We start from the raw sequence: 16,547 nt of genomic DNA, 5'->3' as shown, positions 1-16,547 counted from the left end.
CCTCCAGAGGGTGCGGGATCGCTGCGTACGCACACGCCTGAGCGCGCGCTCACCTCTTCATGCTACTTGCCGGTAACCAATGGCGACAGTGCCACCGGCCGGAGCGGCGAACGTCACACCCGGGCCCCGGCTCCATCGAGCACTCGGATCACCGCATCCCGCACCAGGGCCTGCAGCCCGGCGGGCGCGTCGAGATCGCAGCCGACCGCGAGACCGTCCCTGACCAGCACGAGGATGTCCGCCGTGCGCCCGGCGTCCGGGTCGCCGGCCAGGGCGAGGAGATCCCGTACGAGCTCCCGGAACCACCGCCGGTGCTCATCGATGGTCTGCCGCACGGGGTGGGCGGGGTCGGGGTACTCCGCCGCGGCGTTGATGAACGGGCAGCCGCGGAAGTCGGGGGAGACGCCCACCTCTCCCATGTGCGCGAAGACCGCGAGCAGGGTGTCGCGCGGCGCCGCCTCGGGCAGCTGCGCGGCCGCCTCCTGCTGCAGCCGGCTCTGCTCCTCGACATAGGCCTGTACGAGGACGTCCTTGGCCGGGAAGTGGTGGTAGAAGGTCGCCTTCGCCACCCCGGCCTCGGCGATGATCCGGTCGATTCCGACCGCGTGCACGCCCTCCGTGTAGAAGAGGCGGGTCGCGGTCTCGAGGATTCGGCTGCGTGCGGGGCTCTTCCTGGACATGACTTGACCCTAACAGACAGGTCTGTCTAGTCTGCTGCACAGCATCCCAGACAGACCTGTCTGTGTGGCTGTGGCTTTCATTGCTCATTGACTTCATCGACTTCATCGACTTCAGGAGGAACCCCATGAGCGCTCTCTACACCGCGGTGGCGACGGCGTCCGGCCGCGACGGTCGCGCGGTCACCTCGGACGTCAAGCTCGCCCAGCCGACCGCCCTGGGCGGCGACGGCGCCGGCACCAACCCGGAGCAGCTCTTCGCCGCCGGTTACGCGGCCTGTTTCGCCAGCGCGATGAAGCTCGTCGCGGGCAAGAAGAAGATCGACGTCACCGATGTCTCGGTGACCGCCCAGGTGGGCCTGGTGGCGAACGGCGCCGGCGGCTTCGGCCTCGAAGTCACCCTGGGCGTGGAGTTCCCCGACGAGATCCCGGCCGAGACGAGCCGTGAACTCCTGGACGCCACCCACCAGGTGTGCCCGTACTCCAACGCGACCCGTGGCAACATCCCCGTGAACATCGTCGTCGAGTAGGGCGAGCGGTGCCGAGCACGCATGATGCCCCGCGACCGGTCGGGCCGCGGGGCATCGTCGTACAGCGACAGCAGTGGAGAAGCGTCAGGCGGTCGCCGTCGCCGAGAGCGCCGTCACCAGGACCGGCGTGACCTGCTCGACCTGCCAGGCGCGCGCCCCGTACCCGGAGAGCGCCGAGGCGACGGCGTCGGCCGACACCTGCGCCGGCGGCTCCCAGCACAGCCGCCGCACCGTGTCCGGCGTGATCAGGTTCTCCTGCGGCATGTTCAGCGTCTCGGCCAGCGCGCTGACCGCGGCCCGCGCGGCGCTGAGCCGCGCCGCCGCCGCCGGATCCCGGTCCGCCCACGAGCGCGGCGGCGGGGGACCCGCCAACTGCTGCCCCGGCTGCGGCAGTTCCACGTCCGGCAGTGCCTTGGCCCGGTCGATCGCGGCCTGCCACTGCTCCAGCTGACGCCGCCCCATGCGGTGCCCGTAGCCGTTCAGCGCGGACAGCGCGTGCGCGTTGGCTGGCAGCGCGAGCGCGGCCTCGACGATCGCGGAGTCGCTGAGCACCTTGCCCGGCGAGACGTCGCGGCGCTGCGCGATGCGGTCCCGGGCGTTCCACAGCTCCCGCACGACCGCCATCTGCCGGCGCCGGCGCACCTTGTGCATCCCGGACGTACGCCGCCACGGGTCCTTGCGCGGCGGCGCGGGCGGCGCCGAGGCGATCGCGTCGAACTCCTCCAGGGCCCAGCCCAGCTTGCCCTGCCGGTCGAGCTCCTTCTCCAGCGCGTCCCGCAGGTCCACGAGCAGCTCGACGTCGAGCGCCGCATAGCGCAGCCAGGGCTCGGGCAGCGGCCGGGTCGACCAGTCGACGGCGGAGTGGCCCTTCTCCAGTACGTAACCGAGCACGGACTCGACCATCGCGCCGAGGCCGACGCGCGGGAAGCCCGCGAGGCGTCCGGCCAGCTCGGTGTCGAAGATCCGGGTCGGGATCATGCCTATTTCGCGCAGACAGGGCAGGTCCTGAGTGGCGGCGTGCAGCACCCACTCGGCGTCCGCGATCGCCGCGCCGAGCCCGGACAGGTCGGGGCAGCCCACGGGGTCGATCAGCGCGGAGCCCGCGCCCTCGCGGCGCAGCTGCACCAGATAGGCGCGCTGCCCGTAGCGGTAGCCGGAGGCGCGCTCGGCGTCGACGGCGACAGGGCCGGTCCCGGCGGCGAAGGCGGCGATCACTTCGGCGAGGGATTCTTCGTCGGCGATAACGGGAGGAATGCCGTCACGGGGCTCGAGCAAGGGGATCGGCGCCGTTTCGACGTCGTCCGGAGGAGCGCCTCCGGTGGTTCGCAGTGAGCTGTCTGCTGCGGTCTCTTGGGCGTCGGTCACCTGTAAAGGGTATCTGTGTATGCACAGGGCCCGTCGACGGAACGTTCCGTCGACGGGCCCTGTGGTGCTGTAAATCCTTCAGTGGATGATTCCGGTACGCAGCGCGACGGCGACCATCCCGGCACGGTCGCCCGTGCCGAGCTTGCGTGCGATCCGGGCGAGGTGGCTCTTGACGGTCAGGGCGGACAGGCCCATCGAGACTCCGATGGCCTTGTTGGACTGGCCCTCCGCAACCAGTCGCAGCACCTCCACCTCACGGCCCGAAAGCTCGCGGTAACCGCCCGGGTGGCTCGGGGCCCCCGGGGGGCGGCGGTGCATGCGGGCGGCGGCGGCGCCGATGGGTGCGGCGCCGGGCCGGGTGGGGAGCCCGACGTTCGTGCGGGTGCCGGTGACGACATAGCCCTTGACGCCGCCCGCGAGGGCATTGCGTACGGCGCCGATGTCGTCGGCGGCGGACAGGGCCAGGCCGTTCGGCCACCCTGCGGCTCGGGTCTCCGACAGCAGGGTGAGACCCGAGCCGTCGGGGAGGTGGACATCGGCGACGCAGATGTCGCGCGGGTTGCCGATGCGGGGACGGGCCTCGGCGATGGAGGACGCCTCGATGACGTCACGTACTCCGAGCGCCCAGAGGTGGCGGGTGACGGTGGATCGGACGCGCGGATCCGCCACGACGACCATGGCGGTCGGCTTGTTCGGGCGATAGGCGACCAGGCTTGCGGGCTGCTCGAGGAGAACGGACACCAGGCCTCCTGGGGATGGCGGGACGGATGCCGGCTCGGGGATTAAGCCGGGGCGAACCGTGCTTTCAAGGTCACAAACCTCTTCGGCAGCAATCCCGCTCGCCTTTAGCGAATGATCACGATTTGGTGACCCGCAATTCGGGCAATTCGGACGCGTGATCGATCATCCGAAGATCGAACCGAGTCGGAGCCACCTTCTGATGAACCTCGAGAGCCTGCCGAGGGCCTCTTGAGCGAGGCCCCCGCGACTGCCGTGGATCAGGTGGGCTGCGGCCCGCGCCGCTGCGGGAGCGAGACGATCGAGGCGTCCGTCGGCCCGGTCGGCGGCAGCCCGGCGACCTGTGAAAGGAGATCGGACCAGGCCGCCAGGTGCGAGGCCGCGTCCGGTACGCCGCCCATGCCCTCGCGCGGGGTCCAGGACGCCCGGATCTCGATCTGCGAGGCGGACGGGCGTCCGGACAGGCCGCCGAAGTAATGGGAACCCGCACGAGTGACGGTCCCGCTCGGCTCGCCGTACGACAGACCGCGCCCCTGCAGTGCGCCGGTCAGCCAGGACCAGCACACCTCGGGCAGCAGCGGGTCGGCCGCCATCTCCGGCTCCAGTTCCGCGCGCACCAGCGTGACCAGGCGGAAGGTGCCTTGCCAGGCGTCGTGCCCGGACGGGTCGTGCAGCAGCACGAGCCGTCCGTCCGCCAAGTCCTCGTCCCCGTCCACGACGGCCGCCTCCAGGGCGTACGCGTGCGGGGCGAGCCGCTGTGGAGCGCGGGTCGGCTCGATCTCGATCTCGGGCCGCAGCCGGGCGGCCCGCAGTGCTTCGACGGCCGCGCGGAACGGGAGCGGCAATGAGTCCGCCGCGTTCCCCTCCGTACTGTCCATCCCGTCCGCACCCTCCGACAGTTGTCCCTGCGCCGCAGCCATGCGGGGAAGGTTAAGGGGAACTCGGGCTCCGTGCAGGAAGACGCACCCGGGTCGAGCCGGGCACTTCGTCATACGTGCGAGACTTTCCGACGTGAGTGCCAACGATCGCCCGCAGGGCCAGCAGCCGAGCAAGACGTACGACTCCGCTTTCATGAAGGCGTGCAGGCGTGAACCCGTGCCCCACACCCCGGTGTGGTTCATGCGGCAGGCCGGCCGGTCGCTGCCCGAGTACCGCAAGGTCCGCGAGGGCACCGCGATGCTCGAGTCGTGCATGCGCCCCGACCTGGTCACCGAGATCACGCTGCAGCCCGTGCGGCGGCACAACGTGGACGCGGCGATCTACTTCAGCGACATCGTCGTCCCGCTCAAGGCCATCGGCATCGACCTCGACATCAAGCCGGGCGTCGGCCCGGTCGTCGCCGAGCCGATTCGTACGCGCGCCGATCTGGCCCGCCTTCGGGACCTCACGCCCGAGGACGTCAGTTACGTCACCGAGGCGATCGGCATGCTCACCGGTGAGCTCGGCGAGACCCCGCTGATCGGTTTCGCTGGTGCGCCTTTCACTCTCGCGAGCTACCTCGTGGAGGGCGGTCCGTCCCGTAACCACGAGCACACCAAGGCGCTCATGTACGGCGACCCGCAGCTCTGGGCCGACCTGCTCGACCGCCTCGCCGAGATCACCGGCGCCTTCCTCAAGGTGCAGATCGAGGCGGGCGCCTCGGCCGTGCAGCTCTTCGACTCCTGGGTCGGCGCGCTCTCCCCGGCGGACTACCGCCGCTCGGTGATGCCCGCCTCGGCGAAGGTCTTCGACGCGGTGGCCTCGTACGGCGTGCCGCGCATCCACTTCGGCGTGGGCACCGGCGAACTGCTCGGGCTCCTTGGTGAGGCCGGCGCGGATGTCGTGGGCGTCGACTGGCGCGTCCCGCTGGACGAGGCGGCCCGCCGCGTCGGCCCCGGCAAGGCGCTGCAGGGCAACCTGGACCCGGCCGTGCTCTTCTCCACGACCGAGGCGGTCGAGGCCAAGACGGACGAGGTCCTTGCGGCCGCCGCCGACCTGGAGGGCCACATCTTCAACCTGGGTCACGGCGTGCTGCCGACGACGGACCCGGACGCGCTGACCCGGCTCGTGGCGGACGTGCACGCGAAGACGGCGCGCTGATCGACGTGTAGGACCGGCGAGTGGGGGCGCGCGGCATGGGCGAGATCGCTTGGGACGAAGTCGTCGATGAGTGGACCGAGGTGTTCGACGACTCCGAGGCCTATGAGGACGACGATCACGACCGGGTCGTCCTGGAGTGCGCGCGCTCCCTCGCTGCCGACCCTGGCGGGGCGCTGGCCGGGCAGTGGGTGTTCGGGCTCGTGATGATGGTGCCGTACGTCGGTGATACGCCGGGGGACGGGGTGTTCGGGGTCGTGCTCGACGTGCTCCACCTGGCCGACGAGGCGCTCAAGGGCGGCGCGTGCACGCATGACGCGCATCCGTACGAGGCCGACCTGGACCGCTACATCGAGGACCTGGGTGGCATCGCCCTGCACCTGGCCGGTGCCGATGCCGACTGGTGGGACCGGGACTGGTCGCCCGAGCAGTGGGCTTGCCCGCGCAATGCCGCCGGTCTGGCGCGCGTGGGCATGGACTACCTCGAACCCGGTTCGGTCACGGACGTCCCGCCCCGGCTCCCGGTGGGCGAACGGCGGCGGGTCAGGGATCTGCTGTCCGTCCTGGAGGGATACCCGCCGGCCTGGATAAGCGCCTACCACGCGATAGCCGAATCCGGGATCTTCCTCTCGAAGCACAGCAGTTGGGACACCCGGGCGGGGGAAGTGCTCGTGGTCATGGGCGCGACCCCGTACGCCGTCTCCGGCATCGTGCGCAAGCGCTGGGTGCTCGATCGAATGATCAAGAACCTGGAGACCGTGCCGTCCGACGCCGACGGCACTGCCTGCCCCCATGGCGCTGGTGGTCACCCCAAGGTGCCCCGCTACAGCGCCGACCTCATCGACCTCGGCGTTCACCTGGGCGACGGCGGTGGCCGTGGCGTGCTGCGGCGCAAGGGCATGGATCTGGAGCCCTGGCTCTGCCCGACGTTCGTGGCCGCCAACGCCCGCGACACCCTGGATGAGCTGCGGGCGGCGCGCGAGCTGCTCTTCGGGTACCTGGACACCGGGCACCTCGATCCCGAACTCCTGCGCGCGGATGGCCAGTTGGACATCGAGCGGTTCGCGGAGCGATTCGCCGACCCCCGCACCACGGCCCGGGGTGACCTGGGCGTATGGGCAGCCCGGCGCTACCCGGCGGCCACCCACGAGCGGGAGCGCGTCGTCCTGCTCCTTGCCGCGCACGAGGCTCTCCGGAAGGCCGACCCCGGCCCGCCCATCGCCATGGCCCGCGACATCCGCGCCCTGCTCCGCACCCTCGCCGACACCCCGCAGGCCGAGGCCTGCACCCACGAGGGAGAGCACCCGTCGCTCCACGGCGGCATCGAGAAGCTCGACCTGCGCCCGCTGTACGCCCCGGACACCGCCCCCGCCGCGGACGCCGTGAGCTGCCCCCGCTTCCTCGCCTCGCTGGCCCGGGAGGGCGTGCGGAGCGTCGATTCCTGGTGCGGCGAGGAGGAGGAAGCGGCGGCGAGTTGAGGCCGGGCCCCGCCCCGGCCTCCCACGCTCAGCCCGCCTTGCGCACCGCCGTGACCGCCTTCCGGGCGGCCACCAGGACCGGGTCCCACACCGGTGAGAACGGCGGCGCGTACCCCAGGTCCAGGGACACCACCTGGTCCACCGTCATCCCCGCGGTCAGCGCGACCGCCGCGATGTCGACGCGCTTGGCCGAGCCCTCGCGGCCCACGATCTGCACGCCGAGCAGGCGCCCCGAGCGGCGTTCGGCGAGCATCTTCACCGTCATCAGGGCCGCGCCCGGGTAGTAGCCCGCGCTGTTCGTCGACTGGATCGTCGCCGTCACGTACTGCAGGCCGGCCGCCTTGGCGTCCTTCTCGCGCAGGCCGGTGCGGGCGATCTCCAGGTCGCAGACCTTGCTGACCGCCGTACCGACGACTCCCGGGAACGTGCCGTACCCCCCGCCCACGCCCGAGCCGATGACCTGCCCGTGCTTGTTCGCGTGCGTGCCAAGGGCGATGTGGCGTTCGCGGCCCGACACCAGGTCGAGGACCTCCACGCAGTCGCCGCCCGCCCAGATGTTGTCGTGGCCGCGCACCCGCATCGCCAAGTCCGTGAGCAGGCCGCCGTGTTCGCCGAGCGGCAGCCCCGCCTCGCGGGCGAGTCCGGTCTCCGGGCGTACGCCGATGCCGAGCACCACCACGTCCGCCGGGTACTCGCCCGAATCCGTGGCCACCGCCCGGACCCGGCCGTCGTCGTCCGTGAGGACCTTGGTGACCTCGGCGTTGCTCGCCATCCCGATCCCCATGCCGGTCATCGCGTCGTGCACCAGGCGGCCCATGTCGGGGTCGAGCGTGGACATCGGCTCCGCGCCGCGGTTGACCACCGTGACCTCGTACCCGCGGTGGGTCAGGGCCTCCGCCATCTCCACGCCGATGTAGCCCGCGCCGACCACGACCGCGCGCCTGCCCTTCGTCGACCCGAGGGTGTCGAGCAGCGCCTGGCCGTCGTCGAGGGTCTGCACGCCGTGCACGCCGGGGGCGTCGATGCCGGGGAGGGTGGGGCGGATCGGGCGGGCGCCGGTGGCGATGACGAGCTTGTCGTACGTCGTCCAGTACTCGTCGCCCGATGCGAGGTCGCGGGCCAGGACGGCCTGACCGTCCACGTCGATGCGCACGACCTCCGTGCGCATCCGCAGGTCGATGTCGCGCGCCCGGTGCTCCTCCGGTGTGCGCGCGATGAGTTGGTCGCGCTCGGGGACCTCGCCGCCCACCCAGTACGGAATCCCGCACGCCGAGAACGACGTGAAGTGGCCCCGCTCGAAGGCCACGATCTCCAGCTCCCCGGGGCCCTTGAGCCTGCGGGCCTGGGACGCGGCGGACATGCCTGCCGCGTCCCCGCCGATGACGACCAGTCGTTCACTCATACGGACACGCTACGTCGACCCACTGACAACCTCACCGACACCCCGCAGTTCCGCGGCCGGTTGAGCCCTATCCGGGCAACTTGACCTTCTGGTCTACCGCCAGCTTGTCCGGGTCCTTGATGTCAGGGTTGAGCTTCTGCAGCTCCGCGACCGTCGTGCCGTACGCCTCCGCGATCCAGCCCAGCGTCTCGCCCTCGCGGACCGTGTACGTCGGGGGACCGGCCGGGGCGGGTGGCTTGGGCGGCTCCTTTGCCGCCGGGGCCTTCAGGCGGGCCGCAACTTCCTTGCGTACGGCGTCCATCGTGATGCCCGGACCCTTGGGGTCGATCTTGCCGACCTGCCACTCCGCGTGCCCGATCACCGACGTGGTGCCGGTCGTGCCCCAGCCGTGGGCGCGGCACAGGCCGGCCGCGACGCGCACGATGGCGTCGACCTGGGCGGCGGGCCAGGGGTCCTTGCCGTCGCCCATGTTCTCGCATTCGAAGCCGTAGAAGTGCCGGTTGCCGTCGGTCACGTTCTCCTTGTTGGCGGGCAGCCCGGACTCGGCCACCACCGCGTCGAGCACGGCCGGGTCGCCGAGGCCCGCGTGGTTCGCGCGGCCGTAGCCGATCACATGGACCGTGCCGTCCTTGGCGATCACCGCGTGGCACAGCGGTCCCGGCAGATCGCCGTGCCCCTCGACGCAGAGCTTGACCGTGGCGGCCGTGCCGCGCGTGACGGTGTGATGGATCATCACGCCGTTCACCGGGCCCCACTTGCCCTTGTGATCGCGATTGCGGGAACGCCAGCCATCGACCTCGACGACCTTGACCCCCTCGCCCCTGAGCGCGGCGAGGAAGGCGTCGGCGGACAGCGGATCAGCCACCAGGGCCTCCGGACACGGTAGTTGGGGCCGGGCCTAAGGAAGCTTCAGCTTCTGGCCGACCTGGATCAGGTTCGGGTTCGCGATGCCGTTCAGGGCGGCGATCTCCGGGTAGCGGCCCGCGTTGCCCAGCTTGGCGAGTGCGATGCCGGACAGGGTGTCGCCCGCGCGCACCGTGTAGGTCGCCGGTGCCTTCTTGGGGGCGGCCTTCTTCGCCGGGGCCTTCTTGGCCGTGGTCTTGCGCGCCGTCGTCTTCTTGGCGGCCCGCGCGACGCCCTTGTCGGCCAGGTACGCCATGGGGTCGGTGTGGCCGTTGTAGTTGTTGGCGGTGCGCGCTTCGAAGTGCAGGTGCGGTCCGGTGACATTGCCGGTCGCGCCCGAAAGCCCGATCCGCCGGCCGCCGTCGACGTTCGTACCGACGCCGACCTCGATCTTGCTGAGGTGCGCGTACAGCGTGAACCGGCCGTCGGACATCTGGATGATCACGCAGTTCCCGTACGCGCCCTGATCACCGGCGACCACGACCTTGCCGGGACCCACCGCGGTGATGGCGGTACCGGTCGGGACGGCGAAGTCGACTCCGGTGTGGAAGCCGGCGGCCCATCCTCCGGGCTGCTTGTACTTCGCGCTGACCCTCCCCTTGGCCACGGGCATGCTCCATGTGTTCATACGTTCCTTCCTAACGCGGGGGCCCAAGGGCCGCATCCCGGCGGCGTGCCGTCACACGCGGCGTCGTACCGTCGTCACAGCAGGAACACGCCGACGGTCGTCGCGAGCAGCAGGACCGTGATCACCGGCCAGTACAGGAGCCGGGCCGCCGCGTTGCCGCGCCAGTCGACCAGCGGGAAGCGCTTGGCGGAGGTGTGCTCCACGACGTTCAGGGCGACCAGGCCGATCACGACGTACAGGATGAAGTAGAAGTACTCCGCGTACACGACCCCGGTGGAGCCGGTCGCGGATCTGAGCGAGCTGTGCTGGACGGAGACCACCAGCATCATCGAGCCGCAGAAGCCGATGACGGCCCAGGTGGAGAAGCCGGACAGGGTGCGGCGGTCCGAGTCCGTGGTGACCACGAAGAGCGAGCCGAAGACCAGCATCGCGATCACGCCGAGCGGAACCAGGCGGTCCAGGAGCGGGCTGAGGAACTCCCGGCCGAGCCCGGCCGAGAACGTCAGCTCCGGGATCTGCCCGTCGATGCGGGTGCCCGGGCGGCCGTAGTTGGTGCGCTCCTGGGCGTGGTCCAGGCTGTACGTCGTGAACTGGGGCTCCCATTCGCCGGTGACCAGGCCCGGGTACATGCCGAGCTTTTCGTCCGGGTGCCAGGGCGGATAGGCGGAGAAGTCGGGGACCAGGACGGTGTTCGTGGCCCGTGGCCACATGACGAGCCAGACCGCCTGCTTGTCCAGCGGGTAGTGGCCGTAGTCGAAGTGCTCGCGGAGCGTGACCCGCAGCTTCCAGCCGATCACCTGCCGGTCGCCGTCCCGGTCCCGGAAGAACTCGTCGGTGATGCCGCCGTCCACCGCGTCCGGCAGCTCGATCTGGGGCTTGTCCGCGGGATCCGACGCCGGGAGGTGCTGCCAGACGTATCCGGTGAGTTTGACGTTGTTGGCCTCCGTGAACTGCAGCGTCTCGATCATCACGCCGGTCGGGATCTGCTGCGGGCGGCCGAGCTCCTTCTCGTGCGTCGCGAGGTACGCGGCCATCTGGCGCCGGTCGCTCACCGGGGAGCCCGGCACGTCCTTCAGGGAGTGGCCGGTGCCGACGCAGATCCAGACGAACACGGTCGCGAGCACACACAGGGTGCTGACGATCGCGCTGAACCAGGCGAGGTGGTCGGGCCGGGCCGGGGACGGCCTGAGCAGGAGGGCGGCGGCGCCCGTGAGGCCGAGGACGCCACAGATCACGGTGATCGCGCCGCGGCCCCGGTACGGGGTGAAGTCGTTGAGGGGGTTGCCGAGGCCCGCCGCGGCGACGATCGCGACGACCAGCAGGGCGGCCACCACCGCGCCGACGGCGATCGTGCGCGGATTGCGGGAGGCAGGGGGCATCGGCGCACCTCGTGGGTGAGGGGGAGCGGACTCCTGCCAGCTTCGGCGGGGTCCGGTCCGCCCTCACCCTGGTACGGCCGAATGGGGGACGTCGCGGCGGTCAGGCGTGCGGCCCCTGCTGCGGAGCCTCGGGCGCAGGGCCCTGCGCTGCCGGGCCCTGCGGTGCCTGGCCCTCGGACGTGGTGTCCGGCGTCCTGGGACCGGGCGGTCCCCAGGTGGGTGCCCCCGCGCCCGCACCGGTCGGCAGCGCCGGAGTGCGCCGCGGCAGGCGGGCACGTACGAGCCGGTAGAGGAACGCCAGGACGAGCAGCGCGGCCACGAACGGCAGCACCGCGCCCAGGATCACCGTGAGCCAGCGCAGCGCGGTCACGAACGCGGACCAGCCACCCTGGATCGCGTCGACGAACGTCGGGTCGTCGTCCTCCGCGACCGCCTTCTTCTTCACGGCGGTCTCGGACAGCGTGAGCGTGATGGTCGCCAGGGACGTGCGGTCCTTGAGGTACTCCCGCTGGGCGAGCAGTGCTTCGAGGTCGGCCTGACGGGAGCTCAACTCGCCCTCCAGGGTGACCACATCGCTCAGCTTGGTGGCCCGGTCCATGAGTTCGCGGATCCGGGCGACGCTGGCCTGCTGCGACTTGATGCGGCTCTCGACGTCCACCACCTGGTCGGAGACGTCCTCGGCCTTGACCTTCTTCTCGATCAGCCGGCCGGTGCCCTCCAAGGCGGCCAGTACTTCCTGGTACTTGTCCTGCGGCACCCGGAGCACGACGCGGGAACGCTCATGCCCCTTGCTGTCCCGGTCGGTGGTCTCGTTGCCGACGATGCCGCCCGCGTCGAGCGCCGCGCTCTGGGCCTTGTCGAGGGCGTCGGGGACGTCCTTGACGCGGACCGTGAGGTCGGCGGTGCGGATGATGTGCTCGGCGATTTTCGGGGGCTTCTTCGCGGCGGACTTGTCGGCGCCGCTCGCGCCGCCGGCGCCGGTCGCGCTGTCCTCCTGGCGACCCGCCCCGGGTGCCGCGGCCTTGCCGCCCTTGTCGTCGCCGCTGTCCATGCCGCTGTCGTTCGCGCTGCAGCCCGCCGCCGCGAGGCCGAACGCGAGCAGGAGTGCCGCGAGGGCCTGGACGGGGCGGTGCCTGCGGCGGTGCCTGGGTGGCCGCTGCCCGGCCGTGCTGGATGCGCGCATCGTGACGTACCCCCGAAAGGCGTGGTGAGTGTTGCTACTTGGACGCCCCGCGCGGGAGGAAGGTTTGGTGCGGGACGGCCTCGAAGCGGTCACGTTCGGGACTCGGGGAGGGATCTGAGAGGCTGGGGGCATGCGCGAAACGGACACCCGTACGGATCTCTCGGCCCCCCTGGACCGCCCCCACGTGATCGTCGTCGGCGGCGGCATCACCGGCCTGGCGGCCGCCCACCGGCTGCTCGACCGGGGCGCCCGGGTGACCGTCCTGGAGGCCTCCGACCGGCTCGGCGGCAAGCTGCACGCCGGGTCGATCGAGGGCGTACGCGTCGACCTGGGCGCCGAGTCGATGCTGGCCCGGCGGCCGGAGGCGGTCGCCCTCGCGCGCGAGGTGGGGCTGGCCGGCGCGCTGCAGCCGCCTGCGACGGCGACGGCCTCGCTGTGGAACCGGGGCACGCTGTGCCCCATGCCCAAGGGGCACGTCATGGGCGTGCCCGGTGATGCGTCCGCCCTGGCCGGGGTGCTTTCGGAGGCGGGGCTGCGGCGGATCGGCGAGGACCGGTCGCTGGCTCCCACCGAGGTGGGCGAGGACGTGGCGGTCGGCGAGTACGTCGCGGCGCGGGTCGGGCGTGAGGTGGTCGATCGGCTGGTCGAGCCGTTGCTCGGTGGGGTGTACGCGGGGGATGCGTATCGGTTGTCGATGCGGATGGCTGTGCCGCAGCTGTACGAAGCGGCGCTTCGGCATGCGTCATTGCTGGACGGGGTCCGGGACATCCAGGCCAAGGCCGCGGCTCGGCAGCAGGTCGGGCCGGTGTTCATGGGGATCGTCGGTGGTGTGGGGCAACTGCCGCTTGCCGTCGCGGAGTCGGTACGCGCGCGTGGGGGCGAGATCGTCCTGGGTGCGGGCGTGAGTGAGGTGCGGCACGTGGGTGGGTCTTTTCCCCAGCCGGCCCCTTCCCGTAAGTCTGCGACGCCTTCCGCCCTTCGGGCGGTGTCCTCAAGCGCCGGACGGGCTGATCCGGGTGCGGTGGATCAGGCCTGGCGGGTCGTCGCCGGTGGGCGGGTCTTCGAAGGGGATGCCGTCGTCCTCGCCGTGCCCGCCCCCCACGCCGCCCGCCTCCTGGAGGCCGACGCCCCGGGTGCCGCTGCCGAGCTGCACACCGTCGAGTACGCCTCCATGGCGCTCATGACCCTCGCCTTCCGTAAGGAGGACGTCGATCTGCCCGAGGGCAGTGGGTTCCTGGTGCCGCCCATCGACGGGCACACCATCAAGGCGTCCACCTTCGCCTCGCAGAAGTGGGGCTGGATCGCCGAGGAGGATCCGGGGCTCGTGGTGCTGCGGACCTCGGTCGGGCGGTACGGCGAGACCGAGATTCTGCAGCGCGGCGACGACGAGCTCATCGAGGTGTCGCGGCGCGATCTGCGGGAGGCGGTCGGGCTTGGCGCCGCGCCCGTCGCCACCCGGGTCACCCGCTGGGACGACGGTCTGCCCCAGTACCCCGTCGGCCACCACGCGCGCGTGGCCCGCATCCGCGAGCACGTCGGCAAGCTGCCGGGCCTTGCCGTGTGCGGGGCGGCGTACGACGGAGTGGGGATCCCGGCCTGCATCGCCAGTGCCTATGCGGCCGTGGATCAGCTCGGCGGGGACCGCAGTGGGATGGATCAGCTGAGCGTGAACCCGGTGCAGAGCCTGCACGGCGGCGGAGGAGAATAGGGCCATGAGTGACGAAGCCCCCGCCAAGACGCCCAACGCCGGTAAGAAGGCCAAGGACCTCAACGAGGTCATCCGCTACACGCTGTGGTCGGTCTTCAAGCTGCGCGACGTACTGCCCGAGGACCGTGCCGGTTACGCGGACGAGGTCCAGGAGCTGTTCGACCAGCTCGCCGCCAAGGACATCACCGTGCGCGGTACGTACGACGTGTCGGGGCTGCGCGCCGACGCCGACGTCATGATCTGGTGGCACGCCGAGACGTCCGACGAGCTGCAGGAGGCGTACAACCTCTTCCGCCGCACCAAGCTGGGCCGCGCCCTGGAGCCGGTCTGGTCGAACATGGCGCTGCACCGCCCCGCCGAGTTCAACAAGTCGCACATCCCGGCCTTCCTGGCCGACGAGACGCCCCGCAACTACGTGAGCGTCTACCCCTTCGTGCGCTCCTACGACTGGTACCTGCTGCCTGACGAGGACCGTCGCCGCATGCTCAAGGACCACGGCATGATGGCCCGCGGCTACCCCGACGTGCGCGCCAACACGGTCGCCTCGTTCTCGCTGGGCGACTACGAGTGGCTGCTCGCCTTCGAGGCGGACGAGCTCTACCGCATCGTCGACCTGATGCGGCACCTCCGCGCGTCCGAGGCACGGATGCACGTGCGCGAGGAGGTGCCGTTCTACACGGGCCGCCGCAAGAGCGTCGCCGATCTCGTGGCGGGTCTGGCCTAAAGGTCGTACAGACCTGGAAGGTCAGGCCTTCTCGTGGGCGGCCGAACGGCCGCCCGCCCCCAGGGGCTTGGGCTCCGGGTGCGCCGCGCAGGCCGCGCGGCGCACCGGCAGCCGGCCCTCCAGGAGATACGTCTCCAGGTGGCCGTTGACGCAGCTGTTGGCGCCGAATCCGATGCCGTGCGTGCCCGCGTCCTGCTCCGTCACCAGGGCCGAACCCGGCAGTCGCCGGTGCAGCTCCAGGGCGCCCTCGTACGGCGTCGCCGCGTCCCGCTCGGCCGCGAGGATCAGCGTCGGCGGCAGGGCGCCGTGCGGAGCCCTGATGTCGACGGGCTTCTGGCGGGGCGCCGGCCAGTAGGCGCACGGCAGGTTCATCCAGGCGTTGTCCCAGGTCTCGAAGGGCGCCACGCGCGCGATGCGGGAATTGTCGCGGTCCCAGACCTTCCAGTCCGTCGGCCAGGGCGCGTCGTTGCACTCGACGGCCGTGTAGACGGCGTTCCCGTTCTCCTCCTCGACCGCGGCGTCGGGCTGCGGCGCTGCCTGCTCGATCAGCACCCGCGGATTGCCCCGGCGGAACTCGGCGAGCGCGAGGGCCCGCTGCGGCCACACGTCGTCGTAGTAGCCCGACTGCAGATACGCGGCCTGCAGCTGCCCAGGACCGACCTTGCCGCCGGCCGGCTTGTGCGCGAGCTCGGCCCGCACCTCCTCGTAGCTGCGCTGCACCGCCTCGGGGGTCTTGCCCAGCCGGTACGTGGCGTCGTGCTTGGCGACCCAGGCGCGGAAGTCGGCCCAGCGGCGCTCGAAGGCGACCGACTGGTCGAGGTTGTTGCGGTACCAGATCTGGCCCGGCTCGGGGTTGACCGCCGAGTCGAAGACCATGCGGCGCACGTGCGAGGGGAACATCGTCGCGTACAGGGCGCCGAAGTAGGTGCCGTACGAGGCGCCCATGAACGTCAGCTTCTTCTCGCCGAGCCCGGCCCGCAGGACGTCCAGGTCACGGGCGTTGTTCAGCGACGTGTAGTGGGGGAGCGCGGCCCCGCCGTTCTTGGCGCAGCCGCTCGCGTAGGCCTTCGCGCGGGCGATGCGCTCCTTCTTGTACGTCTCGTCCGGGTGGGTCGGCGCCAGGGTCGGGGCCTTGGTGAACTGCTTGGGGTCCTGGCAGGACAGCGGCGCCGAACGCCCGACACCGCGCGGGGCGTAGCCGACGATGTCGTACGCCGCCGCGATGCGCTGCCACTCCGGGAGCTGGGCGGCCATCGGGAAGTACATCCCGGAGGCGCCGGGCCCGCCGGGGTTGAAGACGAGGGCGCCCTGCCGCTCGGCGGGCTTGCCCTTGGACTTCGTCCGGCTCACGGTCAGCTTGATCTTCTTGCCGTTCGGGCGGGCGTAGTCGAGCGGAACCTCGACCGTGCCGCACTCGACGGACGGGGGCAGGGCCTCGACCTCGGCGCAGCGGCCGAAGTCGATCCCGGCGGCCGCGGCGCGCTGGGCCGCGCTCGCCACTCCGCGGGCCTCGCTGTCGGCGGGGGCGCCGCCCGTGGGCGTACTGCCCGCGGGAGTGGCGACGAGGGCGGTCAGGGCCAAGGACCCGGCGAATCCAAACAGGAGTGGCGCTCTCATCGAGCTTCGGCATCCCTTCGGTCGGCGGCCGACCGCCGGACGAGCCGGAGGCTGGGCAGTCGGCACAACAGGCAGAACAAAAGGGATACTTCGTCTGGCAGTTGGTGAAGTAAAGGACCCGCGGGGCGGTGTCGGGCGA

The 16,547-nt window shown here is 71.4% G+C and carries 15 protein-coding genes; 5 read left to right on the top strand and 10 right to left on the bottom strand.

Annotated elements, in window-relative coordinates; all coding sequences use genetic code 11:
• Positions 1 to 113: 113 nt before the first annotated feature.
• A complete protein-coding gene (locus tag OG430_RS13080; RefSeq protein WP_327352647.1) occupies positions 114 to 680 on the bottom strand; it encodes a TetR/AcrR family transcriptional regulator in 567 nt (188 codons plus the stop codon).
• 125 nt (positions 681 to 805) lie between these two features.
• On the opposite strand from OG430_RS13080, the gene OG430_RS13075 reads away from it, so the two are divergent.
• Complete coding sequence (locus OG430_RS13075) at positions 806 to 1,207, top strand: organic hydroperoxide resistance protein (RefSeq protein ID WP_327352646.1); 402 nt, start codon at positions 806 to 808, stop codon at positions 1,205 to 1,207.
• An 84-nt stretch (positions 1,208 to 1,291) separates the two neighbouring features.
• Here the strand turns inward: OG430_RS13075 and OG430_RS13070 are convergent, their stop codons facing one another.
• From OG430_RS13070 to OG430_RS13060, 3 genes are all read right to left on the bottom strand, one after another.
• A complete protein-coding gene (locus OG430_RS13070; RefSeq protein WP_327352645.1) occupies positions 1,292 to 2,572 on the bottom strand; it encodes a ribonuclease D in 1,281 nt (426 codons plus the stop codon).
• A 78-nt stretch (positions 2,573 to 2,650) separates the two neighbouring features.
• Positions 2,651 to 3,313, bottom strand: coding sequence for a response regulator transcription factor (locus tag OG430_RS13065; RefSeq protein ID WP_128374800.1), 663 nt, complete (start codon positions 3,311 to 3,313; stop codon positions 2,651 to 2,653).
• 257 nt (positions 3,314 to 3,570) lie between these two features.
• The gene (locus OG430_RS13060; protein ID WP_327352644.1) at positions 3,571 to 4,230 is read right to left on the bottom strand and encodes a DUF3000 domain-containing protein; all 660 of its coding nucleotides are present in this window, start codon (positions 4,228 to 4,230) and stop codon (positions 3,571 to 3,573) included.
• Positions 4,231 to 4,321: 91 nt separating this feature from the next.
• Here OG430_RS13060 and hemE point away from each other — a divergent pair, with 91 nt between their 5' ends.
• Positions 4,322 to 5,389 carry a uroporphyrinogen decarboxylase gene (gene hemE / locus OG430_RS13055; protein WP_327352643.1) on the top strand — a complete coding sequence of 356 codons (1,068 nt, stop codon included), beginning with the start codon at positions 4,322 to 4,324 and terminating at the stop codon, positions 5,387 to 5,389.
• A 35-nt stretch (positions 5,390 to 5,424) separates the two neighbouring features.
• The gene (locus OG430_RS13050; RefSeq protein ID WP_327352642.1) at positions 5,425 to 6,864 is read left to right on the top strand and encodes a hypothetical protein; all 1,440 of its coding nucleotides are present in this window, start codon (positions 5,425 to 5,427) and stop codon (positions 6,862 to 6,864) included.
• 28 nt (positions 6,865 to 6,892) lie between these two features.
• Here the strand turns inward: OG430_RS13050 and OG430_RS13045 are convergent, their stop codons facing one another.
• The 5 genes from OG430_RS13045 to OG430_RS13025 form a co-directional block, all read right to left on the bottom strand.
• The gene (locus OG430_RS13045) at positions 6,893 to 8,266 is read right to left on the bottom strand and encodes an FAD-dependent oxidoreductase (RefSeq protein WP_327352641.1); all 1,374 of its coding nucleotides are present in this window, start codon (positions 8,264 to 8,266) and stop codon (positions 6,893 to 6,895) included.
• 67 nt (positions 8,267 to 8,333) lie between these two features.
• Entirely contained in the window at positions 8,334 to 9,131 is a 798-nt protein-coding gene (locus OG430_RS13040; RefSeq protein WP_327352640.1) for an N-acetylmuramoyl-L-alanine amidase, read from the bottom strand.
• Positions 9,132 to 9,164: 33 nt separating this feature from the next.
• On the bottom strand, positions 9,165 to 9,797 hold the full coding sequence (locus tag OG430_RS13035; RefSeq protein WP_327352639.1) for a peptidoglycan DD-metalloendopeptidase family protein: 633 nt from the start codon (positions 9,795 to 9,797) through the stop codon (positions 9,165 to 9,167).
• Between the two features lie 74 nt (positions 9,798 to 9,871).
• Positions 9,872 to 11,176, bottom strand: coding sequence for a hypothetical protein (locus tag OG430_RS13030; RefSeq protein ID WP_327352638.1), 1,305 nt, complete (start codon positions 11,174 to 11,176; stop codon positions 9,872 to 9,874).
• Positions 11,177 to 11,276: 100 nt separating this feature from the next.
• Positions 11,277 to 12,359, bottom strand: coding sequence for a DUF4349 domain-containing protein (locus OG430_RS13025; protein WP_327352637.1), 1,083 nt, complete (start codon positions 12,357 to 12,359; stop codon positions 11,277 to 11,279).
• 130 nt (positions 12,360 to 12,489) lie between these two features.
• Between OG430_RS13025 and hemG the strand changes: the two genes are divergently transcribed.
• A complete protein-coding gene (gene hemG, locus OG430_RS13020; protein ID WP_327352636.1) occupies positions 12,490 to 14,067 on the top strand; it encodes a protoporphyrinogen oxidase in 1,578 nt (525 codons plus the stop codon).
• A gap of 4 nt (positions 14,068 to 14,071) precedes the next feature.
• Entirely contained in the window at positions 14,072 to 14,791 is a 720-nt protein-coding gene (hemQ, locus tag OG430_RS13015) for a hydrogen peroxide-dependent heme synthase (RefSeq protein WP_327352635.1), read from the top strand.
• 21 nt (positions 14,792 to 14,812) lie between these two features.
• On the opposite strand, the gene OG430_RS13010 is transcribed toward hemQ, so the two are convergent.
• Positions 14,813 to 16,408, bottom strand: a complete 1,596-nt coding sequence (locus OG430_RS13010) for an alpha/beta hydrolase (protein ID WP_327352634.1) — start codon at positions 16,406 to 16,408, stop codon at positions 14,813 to 14,815.
• Positions 16,409 to 16,547 lie beyond the last annotated feature (139 nt).

It is taken from the genome of Streptomyces sp. NBC_01304 (assembly GCF_035975855.1).
GTDB lineage: Bacteria > Actinomycetota > Actinomycetes > Streptomycetales > Streptomycetaceae > Streptomyces.
This window is presented reverse-complemented; position numbering and strand designations above follow the sequence as displayed.

Coding starts and splice junctions, on each gene's coding strand:
- OG430_RS13075 (WP_327352646.1), top strand. CDS start 806: ATGAGCGCTCTCTACACCGCGGTGGCGACGGCGTCCGGCCGCGACGGT.
- hemQ (WP_327352635.1), top strand. CDS start 14,072: ATGAGTGACGAAGCCCCCGCCAAGACGCCCAACGCCGGTAAGAAGGCC.
- OG430_RS13030 (WP_327352638.1), bottom strand. CDS start 11,176: ATGCCCCCTGCCTCCCGCAATCCGCGCACGATCGCCGTCGGCGCGGTG.
- OG430_RS13050 (WP_327352642.1), top strand. CDS start 5,425: ATGGGCGAGATCGCTTGGGACGAAGTCGTCGATGAGTGGACCGAGGTG.
- OG430_RS13045 (WP_327352641.1), bottom strand. CDS start 8,266: ATGAGTGAACGACTGGTCGTCATCGGCGGGGACGCGGCAGGCATGTCC.
- OG430_RS13010 (WP_327352634.1), bottom strand. CDS start 16,408: ATGAGAGCGCCACTCCTGTTTGGATTCGCCGGGTCCTTGGCCCTGACC.
- OG430_RS13060 (WP_327352644.1), bottom strand. CDS start 4,230: ATGGCTGCGGCGCAGGGACAACTGTCGGAGGGTGCGGACGGGATGGAC.
- OG430_RS13035 (WP_327352639.1), bottom strand. CDS start 9,797: ATGAACACATGGAGCATGCCCGTGGCCAAGGGGAGGGTCAGCGCGAAG.
- OG430_RS13025 (WP_327352637.1), bottom strand. CDS start 12,359: ATGCGCGCATCCAGCACGGCCGGGCAGCGGCCACCCAGGCACCGCCGC.
- hemG (WP_327352636.1), top strand. CDS start 12,490: ATGCGCGAAACGGACACCCGTACGGATCTCTCGGCCCCCCTGGACCGC.
- OG430_RS13080 (WP_327352647.1), bottom strand. CDS start 680: ATGTCCAGGAAGAGCCCCGCACGCAGCCGAATCCTCGAGACCGCGACC.